The organism is Lentzea sp. NPDC058436 (genome assembly GCF_042721515.1).
Classification (GTDB): Bacteria; Actinomycetota; Actinomycetes; order Mycobacteriales; family Pseudonocardiaceae; genus Lentzea.
Genome location: NZ_JBHXLF010000037.1, coordinates 1 through 20,241, shown reverse-complemented (window position 1 = coordinate 20,241; position 20,241 = coordinate 1). Strand labels below are relative to the sequence as shown.

Here is a 20,241-nt window from a genome sequence, read left to right as displayed (position 1 = left end):
TGCTTAAGCCTCCGGCAGCGCGGCCAGGCGCTCGTTGATGCGGGCGATCTCGGACTCGGCCGTGGCCTTGCGCTCCTCGATCTTCGCGCGAACGTCGGCGGGCGCCTTGGCGAGGAACGCCTCGTTGCCGAGCTTCTTCGTCGTGCCGTCGAGCTCCTTCTGCGCCACGGCGAGGTCCTTCGCGAGGCGCTTGCGCTCGGCGGCGACGTCGATCGTGCCGGACAGGTCCAGCTCGACCTTCACCGCGCCCTTGGGCAGGCCGACCTCCAGCGTCGCGGAGACGGTGAACTCGTCGCCGGGCTCGGTCAGGCGCGTCAGCGAACGCACCGACGGGACCTGGTCGATCAGGCCGACGCAGCACGCGCCGCGGACCTTGCCCGCGACCTTCTGGCCGGGGTTCAGGCCCTGTTCCGAACGGAACCGGCGGATCTCGGTCGCGAGCTTCTTCAGGCCCTCGATCTCGGCCTTCGCCTCGACGTCCCGCTCCGCGCCGGAGACCTTCGGCCACTCGGCGACGACGAGCGACTCGCCGCCGGTCAGCGACGTCCACAGCGCCTCGGTGATGAACGGGATCGCCGGGTGCAGCAGGCGCAGCAGCTTGTCGAGGACGTGGCCCAGGACGGACTGCGTGGCCTCGGCGCGGCCGTCCGCGATCTGGACCTTCGCGATCTCCAGGTACCAGTCGCAGAACTCGTCGCGCGTGTAGCTGTGCAGCGCCTCGCAGGCACGGGAGAACTGGAACGCCTCGAAGTTGGAGTCCACAGTGGACACCAACTCGTCGAGCTCGTCGAGGATCCAGCGGTCGGCCGCCGTCAGCTCGTCACGGGCCGGCAGCGGGCGCTCGATCGTGGCGCCGTTGCCCAGGGCGAACCGCGTGGCGTTCCACAGCTTCGTGGTGAAGTTGCGGGAACCGGCCGCCCACTCCTCGGCGACGGCCAGGTCCGAACCGGGGTTCGTGCCGCGCAGCAGCGTGAACCGGGTGGCGTCCGCGCCGTAGCGCTCCATCCAGTCGAGCGGGTCGATGCCGTTGCCCTTGGACTTCGACATCTTCTTGCCGTACTGGTCGCGGATCAGGCCGTGCAGGAAGACGTGGTCGAACGGCTGGACCTCGTCCATCGCGTACAGGCCGAACATCATCATCCGGACGACCCAGAAGAACAGGATGTCGTAGCCGGTCGACAGGACCGACGTCGGATAGAACTTCTTGAGGTCCTCGGTCGACTCCGGCCAGCCCAGCGTCGAGAACGGCCACAGGCCAGAGGAGAACCACGTGTCGAGGACGTCCTCGTCCTGGCGCCAGCCCTCACCGGTGGGCACCTCGTCGTCCGGTCCGACGCAGACGACCTCGCCGTTCGGGCCGTAGTAGACCGGGATCCGGTGGCCCCACCACAGCTGGCGCGAGATGCACCAGTCGTGCAGGTTGTCGGTCCAGTCGAAGTACCGCTTGTTCAGCTCGGCCGGGTGGATCGTGGTGCGGCCGTCGCGGACGGCGGCGGACGCGGCCTCGGCGATCGTCTCGACCTTGACCCACCACTGCAGCGACAGGCGCGGCTCGACGACGGTGTTGCAGCGCGAGCAGTGCCCGACGGAGTGGAGGTACGGCCGCTTCTCCGCGACGATCCGGCCCTCCGCGCGCAACGCGGCGACGATCGCCGGACGCGCCTCGAACCGGTCCAGGCCGAGGAACGGGCCGTTCGCGGTGATGACCGCGCGGCCGTCCAGGACCGTGAGGTTCGGCAGGCCGTGGCGCTGGCCGATCTCGAAGTCGTTCGGGTCGTGGGCAGGGGTGACCTTGACCGCGCCGGTGCCGAACTTCGGGTCGACGTGCGCGTCCGCGACGATCGGGATGCGGCGGCCGGTCAGCGGCAGCTCGACCTCGGTGCCGATGAGGTGCCGGTAGCGCTCGTCGTCCGGGTGGACGGCGACCGCGGTGTCGCCCAGCATCGTCTCGGCGCGCGTGGTCGCGACGACGATCGACGCGTCACCGTCGCCGTAGCGGATCGAGACGAGCTCGCCCTCGTCCTCGCTGTGGTCGACCTCGATGTCCGACAGCGCGGTCTGGCAGCGCGGGCACCAGTTGATGATCCGCTCGGCCTGGTAGATCAGGCCGTCGTCGTACATCTTCTTGAAGATCGTCTGGACGGCGCGCGACAGCCCCTCGTCCATGGTGAAGCGCTCGCGCGACCAGTCGATGCCGTCGCCGAGCCTCTTCATCTGGTCGAGGATCTTGCCGCCGTACTCCTCTTTCCACTCCCAGACGCGCTCGACGAACTTCTCGCGCCCGAGGTCCTGCCGCGACAGGCCCTGCTTCGCGAGGTCGCGCTCGACGGCGTTCTGCGTCGCGATGCCGGCGTGGTCCATGCCCGGCAGCCACAGGACCTCGTAGCCCTGCATGCGGCGACGCCGCGACAGCGCGTCCATGACGCTGTGGTTCATGGCGTGACCCATGTGGAGGCTGCCGGTGACGTTCGGCGGGGGCAGCACGATCGTGAACGGCGGCTTGTCGCTCTTGACGTCCGCCTCGAAGTACCGCCGGTCGACCCACCGCTGGTACAGCTCCGCCTCTACCTCCGCCGGGGTCCACGCGGCGGGGAGGTCGGGACGCTGGGTTGCGGTGTCGAGTTCAGTCACAGCCGAGAAGTCTACGGAGGCCGGGGTCTCGACTTGAAACGAGATACCTGATAACGCCCGGCGGCAACCCCGACCTGATCGACAGCGTGCATTTCCCGTACCCGATGATGTGCGCCGAACTTCTGGGGGGAACGTTGCAGTACGACATAGAAGACCATCCCGATCTGAAGGACGCGGCGTGGATCCGCGACGCGAACAGACGGGCCAAGCGGGAGATCCGCAAGCAGCGCCGGCAGGCGCGCAGGCGCAGGCACGGCGGCAAGATCGTGTCCGTCGTCTCGCTGCTCGTCATCGGCGGCGTCCTGTACGGCTTCTACCGCGCGGGCAAGTTCAGCGACGTCTCGCTGCCGGACGTGGAACTGCCCTACTCGGGCGTGAACGTGCAGGTGCCGTTCGCGAAGACGCCGGCGGAGCAGTGGCCGGAGGGCGAGAAGGGCATCGTCGCGCCGGACGCGAACCCGGCGTACGAGCAGGTGCGGCAGGCCCTCATCGCGTCCAGGCTGGATCCGGCGACGCTCACCGACCACAAGCCGGACCGGTTCCTCGCGATGCTCGCGCCGCCGGCCCGCGAGCACATCGCGAAGGACGTGTCGGGCTGGGTCACGCGGCTCAAGCAGGGCACGAAGCTGCTCCCGAACGGCATCCGCGCGTCCGGGAAGATGACGCTCGGCGAGAAGGACGGCTACCCGGCCGTCACGACGGACTACGTGTTCGCGTACGCGTTCGAGCCGCCGGACCCGAAGAAGCTCCTCGACCAGATGGAGATCGTGGCGGCGGTCCGCGAGCAGGTGACGTACACGATCACGCCGGAGGGGCTGTGGCCCTCGGACTCGACGGGTTTCCAGTACTCCATCGCGTGCCAGGCGGCGCGGGAGGGTTTCCTCGCGCCGCAGTTCACCGAGCCGCCCAAGTACGGCGACGGCGTGGCCGGTGACGAGAAGAAGCACTTCTCGGTCGACGGGCAGATGCCGACCGAGAACAGCTGCGACTGATCACTCTTTCAGAGGTGCCGGGCGAGAGTGACGGCGATCACAATTGAGCGTCACGGACCGGTCAACCCCTTGGGGCCCGTGACGGGCGACGCCGCCGCGTTCTTCGGGGGCGCTGGCGGCGCCGACGTCCATAAGCGTTGAATGAAGGCATGAGCAGCAAGCCCCCGCAGCACGACGTCGACGAGTCCGCGATCGAAGTCAGCACCCCGAAGACCTGGGCAGCGGGGATTCCCGGTGTGCTCGTGTCCCTCGACCGCGCGGTCGAGCAGATGGGTGTCGGGCGCACGGTCAAGACGTTGCGGCTGCTCAACCAGCGCGAAGGCTTCGACTGCCCCGGTTGCGCGTGGCCGGAGCCGCAGGGCCACCGCAAGATGGCGGAGTTCTGCGAGAACGGCGCCAAGGCCGTCGCGGAGGAGGCCACCAAGCGCCGCATCGGGCCCGCGTTCTTCGCCGAGCACTCCGTCGAGAGCATGCGGACGAAGACCGACTACTGGCTCGGCCAGCAGGGCCGGCTCACCGAACCCATGGTGCTCAGGCCCGGTGCGACGCATTACACACCGATCAGCTGGGACGACGCGTTCACGCTGATCGCCGACGAGCTGACAGCGTTGTCGAACCCGGACGAGGCGATCTTCTACACCTCGGGCCGCACCAGCAACGAGGCCGCGTTCCTCTACCAGCTGCTGGTCCGCTCGTTCGGCACCAACAACCTGCCGGACTGCTCGAACATGTGCCACGAGTCGTCCGGCTCGGCGCTGAACGAGACGATCGGCATCGGCAAGGGCTCGGTGTCGATCAAGGACTTCGACCTCGCCGACCTCATCGTGGTCATCGGCCAGAACCCCGGCACGAACCACCCGCGCATGCTCAGCGCGCTGGAGGACGCCAAGAAGAACGGCGCGAAGATCATCGCGATCAACCCGCTGCCGGAGGCGGGCCTGATGCGGTTCAAGAACCCGCAGAACGTCGCGGGCGTCGTCGGCAAGGGCACCGCGCTGTCCGACGAGTTCGTGCAGATCAAGGTCGGCGGCGACCAGGCGCTGTTCCAGGCGATCGGTCACCTGCTGCTGCAGTGGGACAAGCTCGACAGGACGTTCATCGAGGCGAAGACCCACGGCTTCGAGGCGTACGCGGAGAGCCTGCGCGAGCTCGACTGGGACGCCGTGCTCACCGCGACCGGCCTGACCCGCGAGCAGATCACGCGCGTGGCGGGCATGTTCGTCGACTCGAAGGCCACCATCGCCTGCTGGGCCATGGGTCTCACGCAGCACAAGCACAGCGTGCCGACGATCCGCGAGATCACGAACGTCATGTTCCTGCGCGGCATGATCGGCAAGCCCGGTGCGGGCCTGTGCCCCGTGCGCGGCCACTCCAACGTGCAGGGCGACCGCACGATGGGCATCTACGAGAAGATGCCCGAGTTCTTCCTGAAGGCGCTGGAGAACGAGTTCAGCATCTCCGTGCCGCGCAAGCACGGCTTCGACACCGTCGACGCGATCAACGCGATGCGCCAGGGCCGCGGCAAGGTGTTCATCGCGATGGGCGGCAACTTCGTCAGCGCCACCCCGGACACCCCGGTCACCGAGAAGGCGCTGGAGCAGTGCTCGCTCACGGTGCACGTGTCGACGAAGCTCAACCGCTCGCACGTGATCCACGGCAAGACGGCGCTGATCCTGCCCGCGCTGGGCCGCACCGAGAGCGACGTGCAGCACTCGGGCGAGCAGTTCGTGACGGTCGAGGACTCGATGTCGGTCGTGCACCGCTCCCGCGGCCGGTTGGCACCCGCGTCGGACCAGCTGCTGTCCGAGGTCTCGATCGTCTGCCGGTTGGCGCGCAAGACGCTCGGCGCCTCGCACCCCGTGGCGTGGGAGACGTTCGAGAAGGACTACGACATCATCCGCGAGCACATCTCACGGGTCGTGCCGGGCTGCGCCGACTACAACACGCGCGTCCGTCAGCCGGACGGTTTCGTGCTGCCGCACCCGCCGCGCGACTCGCAGGAGTTCGCGACGGCGACCGGCAAGGCGAACTTCACGGCCAACGAGATGACGGTCATCGACATCCCCGAGGGCAGGCTGCTGATGCAGACCCTGCGCAGCCACGACCAGTACAACACCACGATCTACGGCCTGGACGACCGCTACCGGGGCGTGAAGGACGGCCGTCGCGTGGTGTTCGTGAACCCGGAGGACGTTGCCGCACTGGGGTTCTCGGACGGTCAGATGGTCAACATCATCTCGGAGTGGAAGGACGACCCGACGGGCGTCGTCGAACGCCGCGCCGAGTCGTTCCGGATCGTCTCCTACTCGACCGCCCGCGGCTGCGTGGCGACGTACTTCCCGGAGGCGAACCCGTTGGTGCCGCTGGACTCCAAGGCGGACATCTCCGGGACGCCGACCTCCAAGTCGGTGATCGTGCGGCTCGAAGCCGCCTGACCACCTCAGGCGTGCCGGACCCGGACGAAGAGCCTTAACCGGCTCCGTTCGGGTTTCGGCGCGACCTCCTCGGTCTTCTTGACGAGCCGGCGCGCCGCGGCGTCGGCCTCGAACTCCTGCTGACGGAACTTCGCGATAGCAAACGCGTCGTGGTGTGACAGCACAGCGGATCTCCTTCGGTGGGTTCTTATTCGGGTGCGACCGTGTGGCTCAGGAAGAACCTGACCGCCTTCGCGCCTTCCGGCCGCAGCTCGGGGTTGAGCCGGCGCTCGTCGTACTTGTCGAAGAGCGCCCGCAACTCCTCGACGAGAGCGAAGGCCTCCTCGGCGGTGACGAACTTGACCGTGCCCTCGGTGCCGACCACCTGACGCCACTCCGCCGGCAGGTGGTCGAACTGCCGCAGGCGCGCCCGCATGCGTTCGAACTCCTGGTCCAGGTAGGCCATCGACGCCGCCTCGGCCGCCATGGCCGCCTCGCCCTCCAGGCCCTCCGACGAGATGGACTGGCGCTTCGGGACGATCTTCCAGGGCTTCTGCCGGCCAGGACCCTCGACCTCTTCGACGAAGCCGTACTTGGACAGCATGTTCAGGTGGTACGAGCAGCTCGCGACGCTCTCACCCAGCGCCGCCGAGCACTGGGTCGCCGTCTGCGGCCCCTCCTCGGTGAGCAGCTGGAGCAGCTTCCACCGGAACGGGTGCGAGAGGGCTCGCAGCGCTTTGGGGTCGGTGATCGGAGCGTCGGTCATGGCACCACCGTACGCTTATCAAGGAACCCTTAGCAAGGTTCCTTGATATAGAAGTCTTGAGTTAGCGGGTCACCAGTCCGGCGAGTTGCGCGCCACGGCCGTGACCAGCGGCAACGACTCGATGACCGGCACGCGCAGCAGTTCGGCGGGTACATCAGGGTCGCGAACGGGCTCGATGAGCTCGCGCAGCAGAGCGCCGACGACGTCGTCCGCGGACTGGTCGACCTCGTGGATCAGGTCGCGCAACTGGTCCGCGGCCTCGTTGAGCACGCGCGGCCGTTGGGGTTCCTCCAGCATCAGCGCCGCCAGCCTCAGCACACGACGGCAGGTGCGCAGCCTCAGACTCCTGCTCGCGGACTCACGCGTACCGGCGAGGCCGAGCCGCCCGCGCGTGCGTTCGATCCACGGCTCGACCGTCTCCCGCCGCCAGATCGGGCCGGACGCGAGCTCCGCGTCGGGCTCGGGAATGCCGTGCGAGCGTCTCTTGCGCCAGACGGCCACCAGCTGCCGGCTCAGCCCCATGGCGTCGGCGATCTCGGCGATTCCGTAGAAGTCCCCCACGCCGCAAACTGTAACCAGAGATGACGGCAGGTGTCATCGAACATGTCTCAAATTCGTTCGAGAACCGCCCTCGCGGCGTTGTGCCCGCCGATGCCGCTGACCCCGCCGCCGCGCCGGGAACCCGCGCCGCAGACGAAGATGTTGTCCACATCGGTCTCGACGCCCCACTTGCCGACCTGGTCGTCGGTCTCGGCGAACGGCCAGTCGAGCTCGCCGTGGAAGATGTTGCCGCCCGGCAGGCCGAGCTCGTCCTCCAGGTCGAGCGGGGTGCGCGCCTCGATGCACGGGTTGCCCTGGGCGTCGACCGCGAGGCAGTCCTGGATCGGCTTCACCAGGTGCGCGTTGAGCTGGTCGAGGTAGCGCCGCACCAGCTCGTCGCGCAGCTCGTCGTTGCGGCCGCGGAAGAGCGACGCGGGCAGGTGCAGGCCGAACAGCGTCAGCGTCTCGTGCCCCCGCAACGACGGCCCGAGGATCGACGGGTCCGTCAGCGAGTGGCAGTACATCTCGCCGGGCAGCACCGACGGCACCTGGCCGGCCGCGCTCTCCAGGTACGCGGTCTCCAGCTGGTCGTAGGACTCGTCGAGGTGGAACGTGCCGGCGAACGCGAGCCGCGCGTCGACCCCTGACTTGAGTTCGGGCAGCTCGCGCAGCAGCATGTTGATCTTCAGCTGGCAGCCGGGAGCGTCCTGGACCTCGTTGCCCCGCAAGCGTCCCAGCACCGACGGCGCCACGTTGGACAGCACGAACCTGGCCTCGACGGTGGTGTCCCCGTACGTCACCGAGGCTGTCTTGCCGTCCGACTCGACCGACGTCACCTCGACTCCGGTGACGATCTGCGCGCCGGCCTCGCGCGCGACGCGTTCCAGTTCGGCGGTGACCCCGCCCATGCCGCCGACAGGGACCTTCCACTCCCCCGTGCCGTTGCCGATCACGTGGTAGAGGAAGCACTTGTTGGCGCTCAACGAATGCAGCGACGCGTGCGTGCCGATCAACGCGTCCGTGGCGACCACACCGCGCACCAGGTTGTCGTCGAACAGCTCCTGCAGCGTCGCGCCGATCGGCCGTTCGAAGACCTGCTCCCACAACCGCCCGCGCACCACGGCGTCGACGTGCACGCGCAGATGTTCGCGTGACACCAACGGTTCCAGCAGGGTCGGCGCCAGTGCCTGGGCCATCAGCTCCAGGTCGGCGTACCAGCGCTGCCACCGGTCCCAGTCGTCGAGCGACCCGCAGACGGCCTCGAACGACCGGACGGTCGCCTCCCCCGGCGAGCGCTCGACCAGCAGGCCCGTCCTGCCGTTGGGCGTGTAGGAGGAGGCCGCACGGGACTTGAGGGCCAGCTTCAGCCCGAGGTCCGACACGATCCGGTCGGGCAGCAGCGACACGAGGTACGAGAAGCGCGAGAGCCGGGCGTCCACGCCCTCCCACGGCGACGCGCTCACCGCGGCCCCGCCGACGTGCGGCAGCTTCTCCAGCACCCTGACCGACTTCCCCGCCCGTGCGAGGTACGCGGCCGCCACCAACCCGTTGTGGCCGCCCCCCACGATCACGACGTCGTCCATGCCCCGGAATCCCTCCCACGTAGCCTGGTCGGTGGGGAACATAGCGGTCCGAAGGAGATGTGCACATGGGCCGAGTGACGGTGCGCCGAGCGGTCGAACGGGTGTCGTCGAGCGGTCGTCGCCGCAGGGTGGACGCGCTCGCCGCCGAGGAACCGCTGGAACTGAGGGTCAACGGCAAGGCCTTGGCCGTCACGATGCGCACGCCCGGTCAGGACGTGGAACTCGCGCACGGCTTCCTGCTCAGCGAGGGCGTGATCGGGTCGTCGGCCGACATCTCGATCGCCCGGTTCTGCGAGGGCACCGGGCCCGACGGCCTGAACACCTACAACGTGCTGGACATCGCGCTGGCCGAGGGCGTGCCGCCACCGGACACCGGGGTGGAGCGGAACTTCTACACCACGTCGTCGTGCGGGGTGTGCGGCAAGGGCGCGCTGGACGCGGTGAAGCTCAAGACCCGCTACTCCCCCGCGTTCGACGCGGTCAGGGTCACGCCCGAGGCGCTGACGGGCTTCCCGGACGCGTTGCGGGAACGGCAGAAGGTCTTCGAGAGCACCGGCGGGCTGCACGCGGCCGGGCTGTTCGTGGACGGCGAACTGCTCGTCGTGCGCGAGGACGTGGGCAGGCACAACGCCGTCGACAAGGTGCTGGGCTGGGCGGTGCTGCAGAACCTGGTGCCGTTGCGCGGCGCGGTGCTGATGGTGTCCGGGCGGGCGTCGTTCGAGCTGGTGCAGAAGGCCGCGATGTCCGGGATCCCGGTGCTCGCGGCGGTGTCGGCGCCGTCGTCGCTCGCGGTCGAGCTGGCCGAGGAGCAGGGCATGACGCTCGTCGGCTTCCTGCGCGGCGACTCGATGAACGTCTACACCGGTGGGGAGCGCGTGGTTGAGACCGCTTGACGGCGTCGTGGTGGTGAGCCTGGAGCAGGCCGTCGCCGTGCCGTACGCGACGCGGCTGCTGGCCGATCTCGGGGCGCGGGTCGTCAAGATCGAACGGCCCGGCGTGGGCGACTTCGCCCGCCACTACGACTCGGCGTGCGGTGAGGTGTCGTCGTACTTCGCGTGGACGAACGTGGGCAAGGAGTCGGTGTCGCTGGACATCACCCACCCCGACGGCCACGAGGTGCTGTCCCGACTGGTCGCGCGCGCCGACGTGCTGCTGTGCAACCTGTCGCCGCGGGTGTGGTCGCGGCTGGCCCTGGACCTGCCGCCGTCGTTGATCGTCGGCGAGCTGTCCGGCTACGGCTGGGACGGCCCGTACGCGGACCGCAAGGCGTTCGACGCGCTGGTGCAGTCCGAGGCGGGGCTGGTGTCGCTGACCGGCGAGGGCGACGTGGTGGCCCGCGCCGGCATCTCGGTCGCGGACATCGCCGCCGGGGTCCAGCTGCAGGCGGCCGTGCTCGCGGCATTGCTGCAACGCGGCCGGACGGGTGAAGGTGCGAGGCTGCGGTTGTCACTCTTCGAAGCGATGGCCGAGTGGATGCACCAGCCGATGCTCTACGCCGCCGGGACGGGCGCCTCCGCCCCGCGTTCGGGAGCGCACCACCCGAGCATCGCGCCGTACGGGCCGGTGGCCTGCGCGGACGGCGCCGTGCACCTCGCAGTGCAGAACGACGGGCAGTGGCAGCGGTTGTGCGGCCTGATCGGACTCGCTCCGCAGGAGAGGTTCGCCACAGTGGCCTCCCGCGTGGAGCACCGCGCGGAGCTTCAGAAACTGCTCGAAGAGGCGTTCTCGGGCCTCACCGCGGCTGAGTTGCTGATCACGTTGGACGGCGCCGACGTGCCGGCCGCACTGACCCGCCCGATCACCGACCTGCCCACCCACCCGCAGCTCGACACGTGGGTTGACGTGCGCGTTCCCGGCGGAACGGCCCGGATGCTGCCGCCGCCGGTGGCCGGTTTCGAGTGGACACCGGGTGCGGTGCCCGCACTCGGCGAGCACAATGACGCCGTGCTGACCTGGCTGGGCTATTCGAGTGAGGAACGAACCTCATTACGTGAGCGTTGCGTCCTCTGAGTAGGAAACGCGCAACGGTGCCCACGCGATGAGGTGAGCATGGGGGAACCGAGGTACAGCCGCCGCACCCTCCTCGCGGCGATCGGCGTGGTCATCGCGACAGCCGTCGGCGTCGCGACGTACGTGACGTCGTCGTCCAGCGCCGTCGAGCAGCAGCAGATCGCGACGGCGGACAAGGTGCGCGCCACCCCGGTCGCGAAGCCCGTGATCCGGTTCGAGCGCGTCTACTCGGCCGCCCGCCACCGCGAGATCACCCTCGCCTTCTACCTCCCGGCCGGCGCGAACACCCGCGGCCTGCCGATGTCGATCCTGCTGCACGGCCTGCGCGGCGACGCCCGGCACGCGGCCGTAGGTGACCTCCCCCAGGTCCTGTCCGCGGCCGTCGCGAAGGGCTCCGTCCCCGCGTTCGGCTTCGTCGCGGTCGACGGCGGCGACAACTACTGGCACGAGAACATCCCCGGCGACGACCCGATGGCCATGCTCCTCGACGAGATCCCGCGCTGGCTCAAGGAACGCGGCTACGGCGAACCGTTCGCGGTGACGGGCGTGTCGATGGGCGGCTTCGGCTCACTGCTCTACGCGCGGCGCCGAGCCGAACGAGGCGACCCGATCGCGGCCGCCGCGGCCATCTCCCCCGGCCTGATCACGACGTGGCCGGAGATGGCCAAGCGCCGCGCGTTCAAGAACGAGCGCGAGTGGACCTCACTCGACCCGCTGCGCAACCTCAAGTCGACCGGCACCACCGCGCTGGGCGTGTGGATCGGCGACAAGGACAAGTTCATCGAGGGCACCCGCCGGTTCATCCGCGACGTGCGCCCGCAGGTGAGCGCGGTGAAGCCCGGCGGCCACGACGACGGGCTGTACCGCAAGGTGACGCCCGACGTCGTGCAGTTCCTCGCCAAGTACGCGAAGCGCGCCGTCTAGACCCTGCGGGCCGCCCGGCCCCAGTGCAGGTACTTGACCCGGTCCTCCTCGTCGCGTCCACACAACACGGCCACCGAGTGGTACCCGCCCTCGCTCTTCACAGCGATCAACGCGTCGTCGCGCAGCCCGGTGAACTCGTGCTCGTCGCCGTCGACGAAGTCGTCCCAGTCCGGGTCGAGCCGCTCGAACCGCAGCTTGACCGTGCCGCCGTCGCCTTCGGTGACGTGCAGTTCCAGACCTGTCGACCGGTACACGCCGACGACCCGTTCCACGTCCACCGGCACCGGCGGCGGCGTGGGGAAAGCGGGCAGGACGATGCCCTGCCTGCCGAGCACCTCGTCGAAGACCGCGCGGGCCAGCGAAAGGCTCTCCCCGCCGTTGGTGAGCACGGCGATCGCGAGCCCAGCAGCGGGGACCACCCGGAGGTAGGCCCGATACCCGCGGGTCGACCCGTTGTGGCCGATGCCGGTGACGCCGTCCGCGTACTCGTGCAGTGCCCAGCCGAGCCCCTGCCTGCCGCCGAACCCGAAGTCCGGCGGCACGACCTGAGGCTCCCGCATCGCGTCGAACTCGTCGGTGCCCAGGTGCATCCGCACGAACTCCAGCAGGTCCCGCGCGCTCATCGCGAGCACCGTGCCCGCCGGCGCGTCGCCCTCGGCCATGAGCTTGCCGGCGGGCTTCGGCTCCTTGCCGACGTGCCCGGTCGCGAGGGTCTGCGCGGCGTACTCTGCGTGGCTCGCGGCAGCCGTGCGCAGGCCGAGCCGGTCGATCAGGCGTTCCCTGAGAACAGCCCGGAAGGGCTTGCCCCGCAGCACTTCCACGATCCGGCCGAGCAACGTGAAGCCGCTGTTGCAGTACGAGTAGAGCTCGCCCGGCGGCACCTCCTGCCGCGCGTCCGCCAGCAGCGCGACGTACTTCTCCAGCATGTCGTCGCCGTGACCGGTGTCGTGGAACAGATCGCCCTGGAACCCAGCGGTGTGCGTGAGCAGGTGCCGCGGCGTGATGACCGCCGCGGCCTCCTCGTCGGCGAGCCGGAACTCCGGGAGGACGTCCCGGACCGGCCGGTCGAGGTCGAGCAGCCCCTCGTTCACCAGCTCCTGGACGAGCGTCGCCGTCCACACCTTGGTGATCGACCCGATCTGGAAGATCGAGTCCGTCGTCACCGCCTCACCGGTGACGTTGTTCAACACACCGGCCGCCAGGTCGACGACCTCGCCGTCGCGCAGCACCGCGACTTGGGCGCCGACGACACCGTGTTCGGCCAGCAGTTCGTTCAGCTCGATCATGCAATTCCCCAGGATTCGATGAACTAGCGCGGCGAGAGCGGCACCGTCCTCGACCGCACCCACTTGAGCACCGCGGGCCACTCCCCGTAGCCCGAGTCGATGTTGATGTGCCCGGCCCCCGGCACCACGTCGACCTCGATCCGCAACGCCTCCGCGAGCTGCTTCGCGTCCTGCATCGAGCAGTGCGGGTCACCCTCCCCGGCGACGAGGCGCGTCTCGGTGGCGGCGCGGCGCAGGTTCGCGGGGTCGAGCGGAGACGGCAGGAACGACTTGATGGCCGGCTCCGGGTGGTCCAGCCGCGGCGGCGCGACCAGCAGCACGCGGTCGACGTGCGCGATGCCCTCGCGGGCCGCGTGGTGCAGCCAGAGGTGGCAGCCGAGCGAGTGCGCGACGACGACCCGTTCGCGGTCGGCCGGCAGCGCTTCGAGGTGGGTGTCGAGCTCTCGCAGCCACGTGTCGAGGTCGGGTGCGTCCGGGTCGCTGAAGTGCGGCATGTCGGCGAGGCCACCGTGTTCGGACACGGTCTGGGCGAGCCAGCGCTGCCAGTGGCCGGGGCCGGAACCGGTGTAGCCGTGGAGCATTAGCACGTGGGGCAGCGACATGCCTCCACCCTAGTGGCGGACGGGGGTGTCGAGCGGGGGCGCCGGCGACGCGGAAGGAAGGTGGTCGGCACGCGAGCCCGCGCCGCACTCGCCGGACCGTCTGAGGGGCCGCTTGGTGGACCCCGAACCACTCCGCCGGCACGCCGGAGGGGAAGCCGGTGCGCGAGCCCGCCCTCGCTCAGCTCACAACCCGGCCCCGTCATGGACGGCCCATGGCGCCTGGCGTGCCCGCCCGCCCCCTGAAAGGAGCGCTGGTGTGCCCACCACGCCCCTGGAGCGACGAAAGACGCCCGAAGGGGCCAGAACGCCGAAGGGCGCCCGGTCGGAACCGGGCGCCCTTCGGCGTTGAAGACCTCGAACCTAGGCCGACTTCTCGCGGCGCTCTCGGCGCGAGGGCTGCCGGGCCACGATGGTCGGGTTCACGTTCTCCTTCACCGTCTGCTCGGTGATGACGACCTTGGCGACGTCCGTGCGGCTCGGGATGTCGTACATGACCGGCAGCAGGACCTCCTCCATGATCGCGCGCAGACCACGAGCACCGGTGCCGCGCAGGATCGCCTGGTCGGCGACCGCTTCGAGCGCGGTCTTGGTGAACTCGAGCTCGACGCCGTCCATCTCGAAGAGCTTCTGGTACTGCTTCACCAGGGCGTTCTTCGGCTCGGTGAGGATCATGACCAGCGACGGCTTGTCGAGGTTCGTGACGGAGGCGACCATCGGCAGACGCCCGATGAACTCGGGGATCAGGCCGAACTTGATCAGGTCCTCCGGCATGGAGTCGGCGAAGTAGTCCGCCGCGTCCGTCTCCGCCTTGGAGCGGACCTCGGCGCCGAAGCCCAGGCCGCGCTTGCCGACCCGGTCCTGGATGATCTTCTCCAGCCCCGCGAACGCACCGGCCACGATGAACAGCACGTTCGTCGTGTCGATCTGGATGAACTCCTGGTGCGGGTGCTTGCGGCCGCCCTGCGGGGGCACCGAGGCGGTGGTGCCTTCCAGGATCTTGAGCAGAGCCTGCTGGACGCCCTCACCGGACACGTCGCGCGTGATCGACGGGTTTTCACTCTTCCGAGCGATCTTGTCGACCTCGTCGATGTAGATGATGCCCGTCTCGGCGCGCTTCACGTCGTAGTCGGCGGCCTGGATGAGCTTCAGGAGGATGTTCTCGACGTCCTCACCGACGTACCCGGCCTCCGTCAGCGCCGTCGCGTCGGCGATGGCGAACGGCACGTTCAGCATCTTCGCGAGCGTCTGCGCGAGGTAGGTCTTGCCGCACCCCGTCGGGCCGAGCATCAGGATGTTCGACTTCGCCAGCTCGACGCCGTCGTCACGACCCTCGCGCCCGCGGTCGCCCGCCTGGATGCGCTTGTAGTGGTTGTAGACGGCGACGGAGAGGGTGCGCTTGGCATCACTCTGGCCGATGACGTACTGGTCGAGGAACTCGTGGATCTCGGCGGGCTTCGGCAGCTCGTCGAGCTTCACGTCGCCGGCTTCGGCCAGCTCCTCCTCGATGATCTCGTTGCAGAGATCGATGCACTCATCGCAGATGTAGACGCCGGGGCCGGCGATGAGTTTCTTCACCTGCTTCTGGCTCTTTCCGCAGAAAGAGCACTTCAGCAAGTCGCCGCCGTCACCGATACGCGCCATGACCGCTGACCTATGTCCCCTCCGGCGCACACCTGCTGAGTGCGCCTGCTGACTTGCTGTGGCAGTCCCACTGGCTGTGGGTGCGAAGCCCGTTCTCCTGACGGTACCTGGCCGACCCCGTTTCAGGGGAGGACCCGCGTGCCCCCGACGCGCCGATCAGGCCAGATGACTGGTCACATCGGCGTGTCGGGTGGGCAGCCGCTCTCCGGAGGCCGGTGTCCCAGCCCCTGGGAAAGCACCCCAGGTCTGGAGGCCCCGGACGGCGGGTGGGCGAGCGCTCCTCACGAGCACACCTCGCCCCTCCGCCGACACCCTCAGGACTTGGCGGAAAGCTTGCGGTAGGGCAGCACCGTGTCGACGATGCCGTACTCCCTGGCCTCCTCGGCCGTCAGAATGCGGTCGCGCTCGATGCTCTCGCGAACCTCCTCCGCCGTCCGGTTGGTGTGCCGCGCGAGGGTGGTCTCCATCAGGCGGCGCACGCGCTGGATCTCGTTCGACTGGATCTCCAGGTCGGACACCTGACCGTACGCACCCTCCATGGAGGGCTGGTGGATCAGGATTCGCGCGTTGGGCAGCGCGTGGCGCTTGCCCGGGGTGCCGGCGGCCAGCAGCACCGCGGCGGCCGAGGCGGCCTGGCCGAGGCAGTACGTCTGGATGTCCGGACGGACGAACTGCATCGTGTCGTAGATGGCCATCAGCGAGGTGAACGAGCCACCCGGCGAGTTGATGTACATCAGGATGTCGCGGTCCGGGTCCTCGGACTCGAGGACCAGCAGCTGCGCCATGACGTCGTTGGCCGAAGCGTCGTCAACCTGCACGCCGAGGAAGATGATGCGTTCCTCGAACAGCTTGTTGTACGGGTTCGACTCCTTCATGCCGTAGCTGGTGCGCTCGACGAACGACGGCAGCACGTACCGCGACTGAGGGGCGTGGAACTGGCTCACTTCGAGATCTCCTCAGCTGCTAGTTGCTCGAGCCGACCGGCTGCGCGCGGGTGACGACCTTGTCGACGAAGCCGTACTCCAGCGCTTCCTGCGCCGTGAACCAGCGGTCGCGGTCGGAGTCACGGGTGATCGTCTCCACCGACTGCCCGGTGTGCTCGGCGATGAGCTCCGCCATCTCGAGCTTGGTGCGCGTCAGCATGTCCGCCTGGATCGCGATGTCCGCGGCCGTACCGCCGACACCCGCCGAAGGCTGGTGCATGAGGATGCGGGCGTGCGGGAGCGCGTGGCGCTTGCCGGGAGCGCCCGCGGAGAGCAGGAACTGCCCCATCGAGGCCGCGAGGCCCATCGCGTACGTGGCGACGTCCGGCTGGATGAGCTGCATCGTGTCGAAGATGGCCATGCCCGCCGTGACGGAGCCACCCGGCGAGTTGATGTAAAGCGTGATGTCCTTCTCGGGGTCCTCAGCGGCGAGAAGCAGCAGCTGAGCGGTGATCTGGTTGGCGATGCCCTCTTCGACCTGCGATCCCAGGACGATGATCCGCTCGCGGAGCAGCCGCTCGTACACCGAGTCGTTGAGGTTCATCCCGGCGGTGGCCGACCGCATCTCGGGGGTCGGGAAGGAGTGCTGCGTCACGTCTGCCTGCCTAACTCCAGGTGGAACGAATCTGGAAGCGAAAACTCTCTGCGATCGACCTTAACGAAGGCGGGCGGCGTCAGATGCCCGACACCGCCCGCGTTCGCTATCAGCTGTATTTCCTAGAGCTCGCCCGCTCGCGGTAGGGCGCGTGAAGTGCCCGTCTGAGATGGGAAGACCCCGTCTCGGACGATCAACTCACGCCTCCTGGCCGTCCTCTTCGGACTTGGTCTCGCCGAAGAGCTCGTCGAGGTCGAGCTTGTTGCCGCTGGTGTCGGACACCTCGGCCTGACGCACGACGCTCGCGAGCGCCTTGCCGCGGCGGACGTCGGCGAAGATCGCGCCGAGCTGGCCGGACTGCTGCGCGCGCTTGACGTACTCGTCGGGCGAGATGCCGAAGCGCTGCGCCTGGTAGATGATCCGCTCGGTCAGCTCGCCGTCGGACACCGTGACCTGCTCGGCGTCGGCGATCGAGTCGAGCACCAGCTGGGTCTTGACGGCCTGCTCGGCCGCCGTGCGGAGCTCGGTGTCGAACTCCTCCTCGGTCTGACCCTGCTCGGTCAGCCACGCGGCGAACTTCGCGTCGTCGTGGTCGAAGGCGTGCACGGCGTCGTGCTTCCGCGCGTCGATCTCGCCCTGGACGATGCCCTCGGGCAGCGGGACCTCGGTGGTCTCCAGCAGCGCCTCGAGGACCTTGTCGCGCGCCTGCACGCCCTGCTGCATCTTCTTGACGCGGGCCAGGCGGGTCTGCAGGTCGGCCTTGAGCTCGTCGAGCGTGTCGAACTCGCTGGCGAGCTGCGCGAACTCGTCGTCGAGCTGGGGGAGCTGACGCTCCTTGACGGTGCTCAGCACGACGGTGACCTCGGCCTCGCGGCCCTCGTGCTCACCGGCGACGAGCGTCGTGGCGAAGGTCTTGGTCTCACCCTCGGAGGCGCCGACGAGCGCGTCGTCGATGCCCTCGACGAGCTGGCCGGAGCCGACCTCGTAGGACAGGCCGCTGGTGCGGGCCTCCTCGACCTCTTCGCCGTCGACGGTGGCGGACAGGTCGACGATGACGAAGTCACCGGTCTGCACCGGGCGGGAGACGCCGGTCAGCGTGCCGAAGCGCGCGCGGAGCTCGTCGAGCTGGGTGGTCACGTCCTCGTCGGTGACCTCCTGCTCGTCCACGGTCACGGCGAGCTCGCCGAACGCGGGCACGGTGATCTCGGGACGGACGTCGACCTCGGCGGTGAACTCGAGCGTCTGGCCGTCCTCGATCTTGGTGACCTCGAAGTCCGGACGGCCGAGCGTGCGCACCTCACCCGCGTTGACCGCTTCCAGGTACTTGGCCGGGATGGCCTCCTGGATGACCTCGTCCAGCACCGGAGCGCGGCCGATGCGGTTCTCCAGGACCTTGGCGGGGGCCTTGCCCGGACGGAAGCCGGGGATGCGGACCTGCTTCGCGAGCTTCCGGTACGCCTGGTCGAAGTTCGACTTGAGCTCGTCGAACGGCACCTCGACGTTGATCCGGACCCTCGTCGGGCTCAGGTGCTCGACGGTGCTCTTCAACGTGGACTCCTCGATACGAACAAGAACGTGCAAGACAGCCGGTACCACCACTGCGGGCGCCCGGATTCCCAGCGAGTCTAGGCGAGACCCGCACCGTGACCGCCGCCACCCCGCTTCAGGCCGGCGGGAGGCCGCCCGGCACCCCGGCCACCACTCACCTCGCAGACTCGCGGAACCACCGGCTCTCGGCTCGCGTCCAACCGATCACACGGCAAGTCGGCACCACTTCGCGTCACCGTTATTTGTTCGCCTCGCGAAAGGCTTCACTGAAGGAAGTCACGCCACTACGGCGCGTCAAAACATTGCCCGCAATTTCACTCGTTCGGCCGAAACAGCCTTTCCGCGACCGATCAAGATGACTCCATAAGCACCAATCATCCCGCCTCTGCGGACAGGTAGCGTTACTGCTCCCGCACCATCCGTAACAGGACCACGGGAACGAACGAGAAAAAGATGTCGCACCGTTTTACCCCGAGGATCCGCCTGATGGAGACACGCCAGCTTCTCGCGTTCACGACCGTGGTTCAGACAGGGAGCTTCACCAAGGCCGCAGCCACGCTCAACTGCTCGCAGCCGACCATCACCACCCGCATCAAGGCGCTGGAGGAGGCCCTCGGGGTCGTCCTTTTCCGACGCCTCCCCAGAGGTATCCAGATGACCTCCGCAGGCGTGGAACTACTCCCGTTCGCGCGAAACATCATCAACCTCACCGAAAAGGCTCGAAAAGCCATCACGATGAACGGCGAGCCGCACGGCAAACTCGTCATCGGTTCCGCTCAGAGCCTGACCGACTACCGTCTGCTACCGCTCATCGAATACATGTGCTGGCGCTACCCGTCGGTCCAACTCTCACTGCACTCGCGCAACGCGCTGAACAACCTGAACTCGGTGCGCGACGGCCAACTGGACTGCGCGTTCTTCATCGGCGCCATCGAACCGCGAGAGGGCCTGGAAACCACAGTGCTCTGCCCGGAACCCCTGGTGATGGTCGCGGGCCCGAACCACATGCTCACCCAACGCCAGTCCCTCGCCGAGGACGACCTGACGAGCAGCACCCTCATCCGCGCGGAGAACGGCGCCTCGTACCACGAACTCTTCGAGCACTCCCTGGGCTACGACGACACACGAGCGCCAGTCCTGGAACTGGACTCCGTGGACGCCGCCAAGCGAGCAGTGGCCTCAGGCCTGGGCATCGCCCTCATGCCCGAGGTGACGGTCTCCTCGGAACTGGCCGACGGCAGGTTGGTCCGCTTGCCCTGGTCCCCGACCTTCCGCGTGTACACGCAGTTCGGGTGGCGCCAGGACAACTCGACGAACCCGGCGGTGACGGCCCTGGTGTCGGCGGCGGCGCAGGTGGTGAGCGACCAGGTCGCCTCCCTGACCTGACGCCAGCGCAGGCCGTCGTGGGGGCTGGGCTGGGCTGGGCTGGGCTGGGCTGGGCTGGGCTGGGCTGGGCTGGGCTGGGCTGGGAAAAGGTAGCGGCGGGTCAAGCCACGCGCAGGCAAGGCAGGGCGGCTGGTGAGGCAGGGCGGCTGGTGAGGCAGGGCGGCTGGTGAGGCAGGGTCGATGGGGGGCCGGACCCAGGCGCCTGATCATCCGCGATGCCGCAGGCGAGCCGTCCTTACCAAGAGGCCTGGGTGGGGTGGCTTCGTCACGAGTCGTGCCACAGCTCTTGCTGCATCAGAGGAGGGGTGTCAAACCGCCACGCTCTTCGGCGGTTTGACAC

The 20,241-nt window shown here is 68.6% G+C and carries 17 protein-coding genes; 6 read left to right on the top strand and 11 right to left on the bottom strand.

Annotated features, from left to right (window positions below; translation table 11 throughout):
* Positions 1–3: 3 nt before the first annotated feature.
* A complete protein-coding gene (locus tag ACFWN2_RS45315; RefSeq protein ID WP_382436935.1) occupies positions 4–2,631 on the bottom strand; it encodes a valine--tRNA ligase in 2,628 nt (875 codons plus the stop codon).
* A gap of 86 nt (positions 2,632–2,717) precedes the next feature.
* Here ACFWN2_RS45315 and ACFWN2_RS45310 point away from each other — a divergent pair, with 86 nt between their 5' ends.
* Both ACFWN2_RS45310 and ACFWN2_RS45305 read left to right on the top strand, forming a co-directional pair.
* Entirely contained in the window at positions 2,718–3,623 is a 906-nt protein-coding gene (locus ACFWN2_RS45310) for a hypothetical protein (RefSeq protein ID WP_382436934.1), read from the top strand.
* A 149-nt stretch (positions 3,624–3,772) separates the two neighbouring features.
* The gene (locus tag ACFWN2_RS45305) at positions 3,773–6,058 is read left to right on the top strand and encodes an FdhF/YdeP family oxidoreductase (protein ID WP_382436932.1); all 2,286 of its coding nucleotides are present in this window, start codon (positions 3,773–3,775) and stop codon (positions 6,056–6,058) included.
* Between the two features lie 5 nt (positions 6,059–6,063).
* Here the strand turns inward: ACFWN2_RS45305 and ACFWN2_RS45300 are convergent, their stop codons facing one another.
* From ACFWN2_RS45300 to ACFWN2_RS45285, 4 genes are all read right to left on the bottom strand, one after another.
* Positions 6,064–6,222: a hypothetical protein gene (locus ACFWN2_RS45300; RefSeq protein ID WP_382436931.1), complete on the bottom strand. Its 159-nt coding sequence runs from the start codon at positions 6,220–6,222 to the stop codon at positions 6,064–6,066.
* A gap of 23 nt (positions 6,223–6,245) precedes the next feature.
* Positions 6,246–6,803 carry a winged helix-turn-helix domain-containing protein gene (locus ACFWN2_RS45295; RefSeq protein ID WP_382436930.1) on the bottom strand — a complete coding sequence of 186 codons (558 nt, stop codon included), beginning with the start codon at positions 6,801–6,803 and terminating at the stop codon, positions 6,246–6,248.
* A gap of 69 nt (positions 6,804–6,872) precedes the next feature.
* On the bottom strand, positions 6,873–7,364 hold the full coding sequence (locus ACFWN2_RS45290; protein WP_089922227.1) for a hypothetical protein: 492 nt from the start codon (positions 7,362–7,364) through the stop codon (positions 6,873–6,875).
* Between the two features lie 47 nt (positions 7,365–7,411).
* On the bottom strand, positions 7,412–8,926 hold the full coding sequence (locus tag ACFWN2_RS45285; protein WP_382436928.1) for a phytoene desaturase family protein: 1,515 nt from the start codon (positions 8,924–8,926) through the stop codon (positions 7,412–7,414).
* Between the two features lie 65 nt (positions 8,927–8,991).
* Here ACFWN2_RS45285 and fdhD point away from each other — a divergent pair, with 65 nt between their 5' ends.
* From fdhD to ACFWN2_RS45270, 3 genes are read left to right on the top strand one after another with little or no spacing between them, the layout of a single operon-like run.
* Positions 8,992–9,819: a formate dehydrogenase accessory sulfurtransferase FdhD gene (fdhD, locus tag ACFWN2_RS45280; RefSeq protein ID WP_382436926.1), complete on the top strand. Its 828-nt coding sequence runs from the start codon at positions 8,992–8,994 to the stop codon at positions 9,817–9,819.
* A complete protein-coding gene (locus ACFWN2_RS45275; RefSeq protein ID WP_382436925.1) occupies positions 9,806–10,936 on the top strand; it encodes a CaiB/BaiF CoA transferase family protein in 1,131 nt (376 codons plus the stop codon). Before fdhD ends, ACFWN2_RS45275 begins: the two co-directional genes overlap by 14 nt.
* 39 nt (positions 10,937–10,975) lie before the next feature.
* On the top strand, positions 10,976–11,860 hold the full coding sequence (locus tag ACFWN2_RS45270; protein WP_382436923.1) for an alpha/beta hydrolase: 885 nt from the start codon (positions 10,976–10,978) through the stop codon (positions 11,858–11,860).
* Here ACFWN2_RS45270 and ACFWN2_RS45265 read toward each other — a convergent pair.
* From ACFWN2_RS45265 to tig, 6 genes are all read right to left on the bottom strand, one after another.
* Positions 11,857–13,146, bottom strand: a complete 1,290-nt coding sequence (locus ACFWN2_RS45265) for a serine hydrolase domain-containing protein (protein WP_382436922.1) — start codon at positions 13,144–13,146, stop codon at positions 11,857–11,859. The two genes, ACFWN2_RS45270 and ACFWN2_RS45265, sit on opposite strands and share 4 nt — an antisense overlap.
* A 23-nt stretch (positions 13,147–13,169) precedes the next feature.
* Positions 13,170–13,748, bottom strand: a complete 579-nt coding sequence (locus ACFWN2_RS45260) for an RBBP9/YdeN family alpha/beta hydrolase (RefSeq protein WP_382436921.1) — start codon at positions 13,746–13,748, stop codon at positions 13,170–13,172.
* A gap of 360 nt (positions 13,749–14,108) precedes the next feature.
* Complete coding sequence (gene clpX / locus ACFWN2_RS45255) at positions 14,109–15,389, bottom strand: ATP-dependent Clp protease ATP-binding subunit ClpX (RefSeq protein WP_191305687.1); 1,281 nt, start codon at positions 15,387–15,389, stop codon at positions 14,109–14,111.
* A gap of 314 nt (positions 15,390–15,703) precedes the next feature.
* Entirely contained in the window at positions 15,704–16,333 is a 630-nt protein-coding gene (locus ACFWN2_RS45250; RefSeq protein ID WP_382436920.1) for an ATP-dependent Clp protease proteolytic subunit, read from the bottom strand.
* Positions 16,334–16,352: 19 nt separating this feature from the next.
* Entirely contained in the window at positions 16,353–16,937 is a 585-nt protein-coding gene (locus ACFWN2_RS45245; protein WP_382436959.1) for an ATP-dependent Clp protease proteolytic subunit, read from the bottom strand.
* A gap of 228 nt (positions 16,938–17,165) precedes the next feature.
* A complete protein-coding gene (tig, locus tag ACFWN2_RS45240; protein WP_382436919.1) occupies positions 17,166–18,515 on the bottom strand; it encodes a trigger factor in 1,350 nt (449 codons plus the stop codon).
* 486 nt (positions 18,516–19,001) lie between these two features.
* Between tig and ACFWN2_RS45235 the strand changes: the two genes are divergently transcribed.
* Positions 19,002–19,901 (top strand): LysR family transcriptional regulator, encoded by a 900-nt coding sequence (locus ACFWN2_RS45235; RefSeq protein WP_191305690.1) that lies wholly within the window; start codon positions 19,002–19,004, stop codon positions 19,899–19,901.
* Positions 19,902–20,241 lie beyond the last annotated feature (340 nt).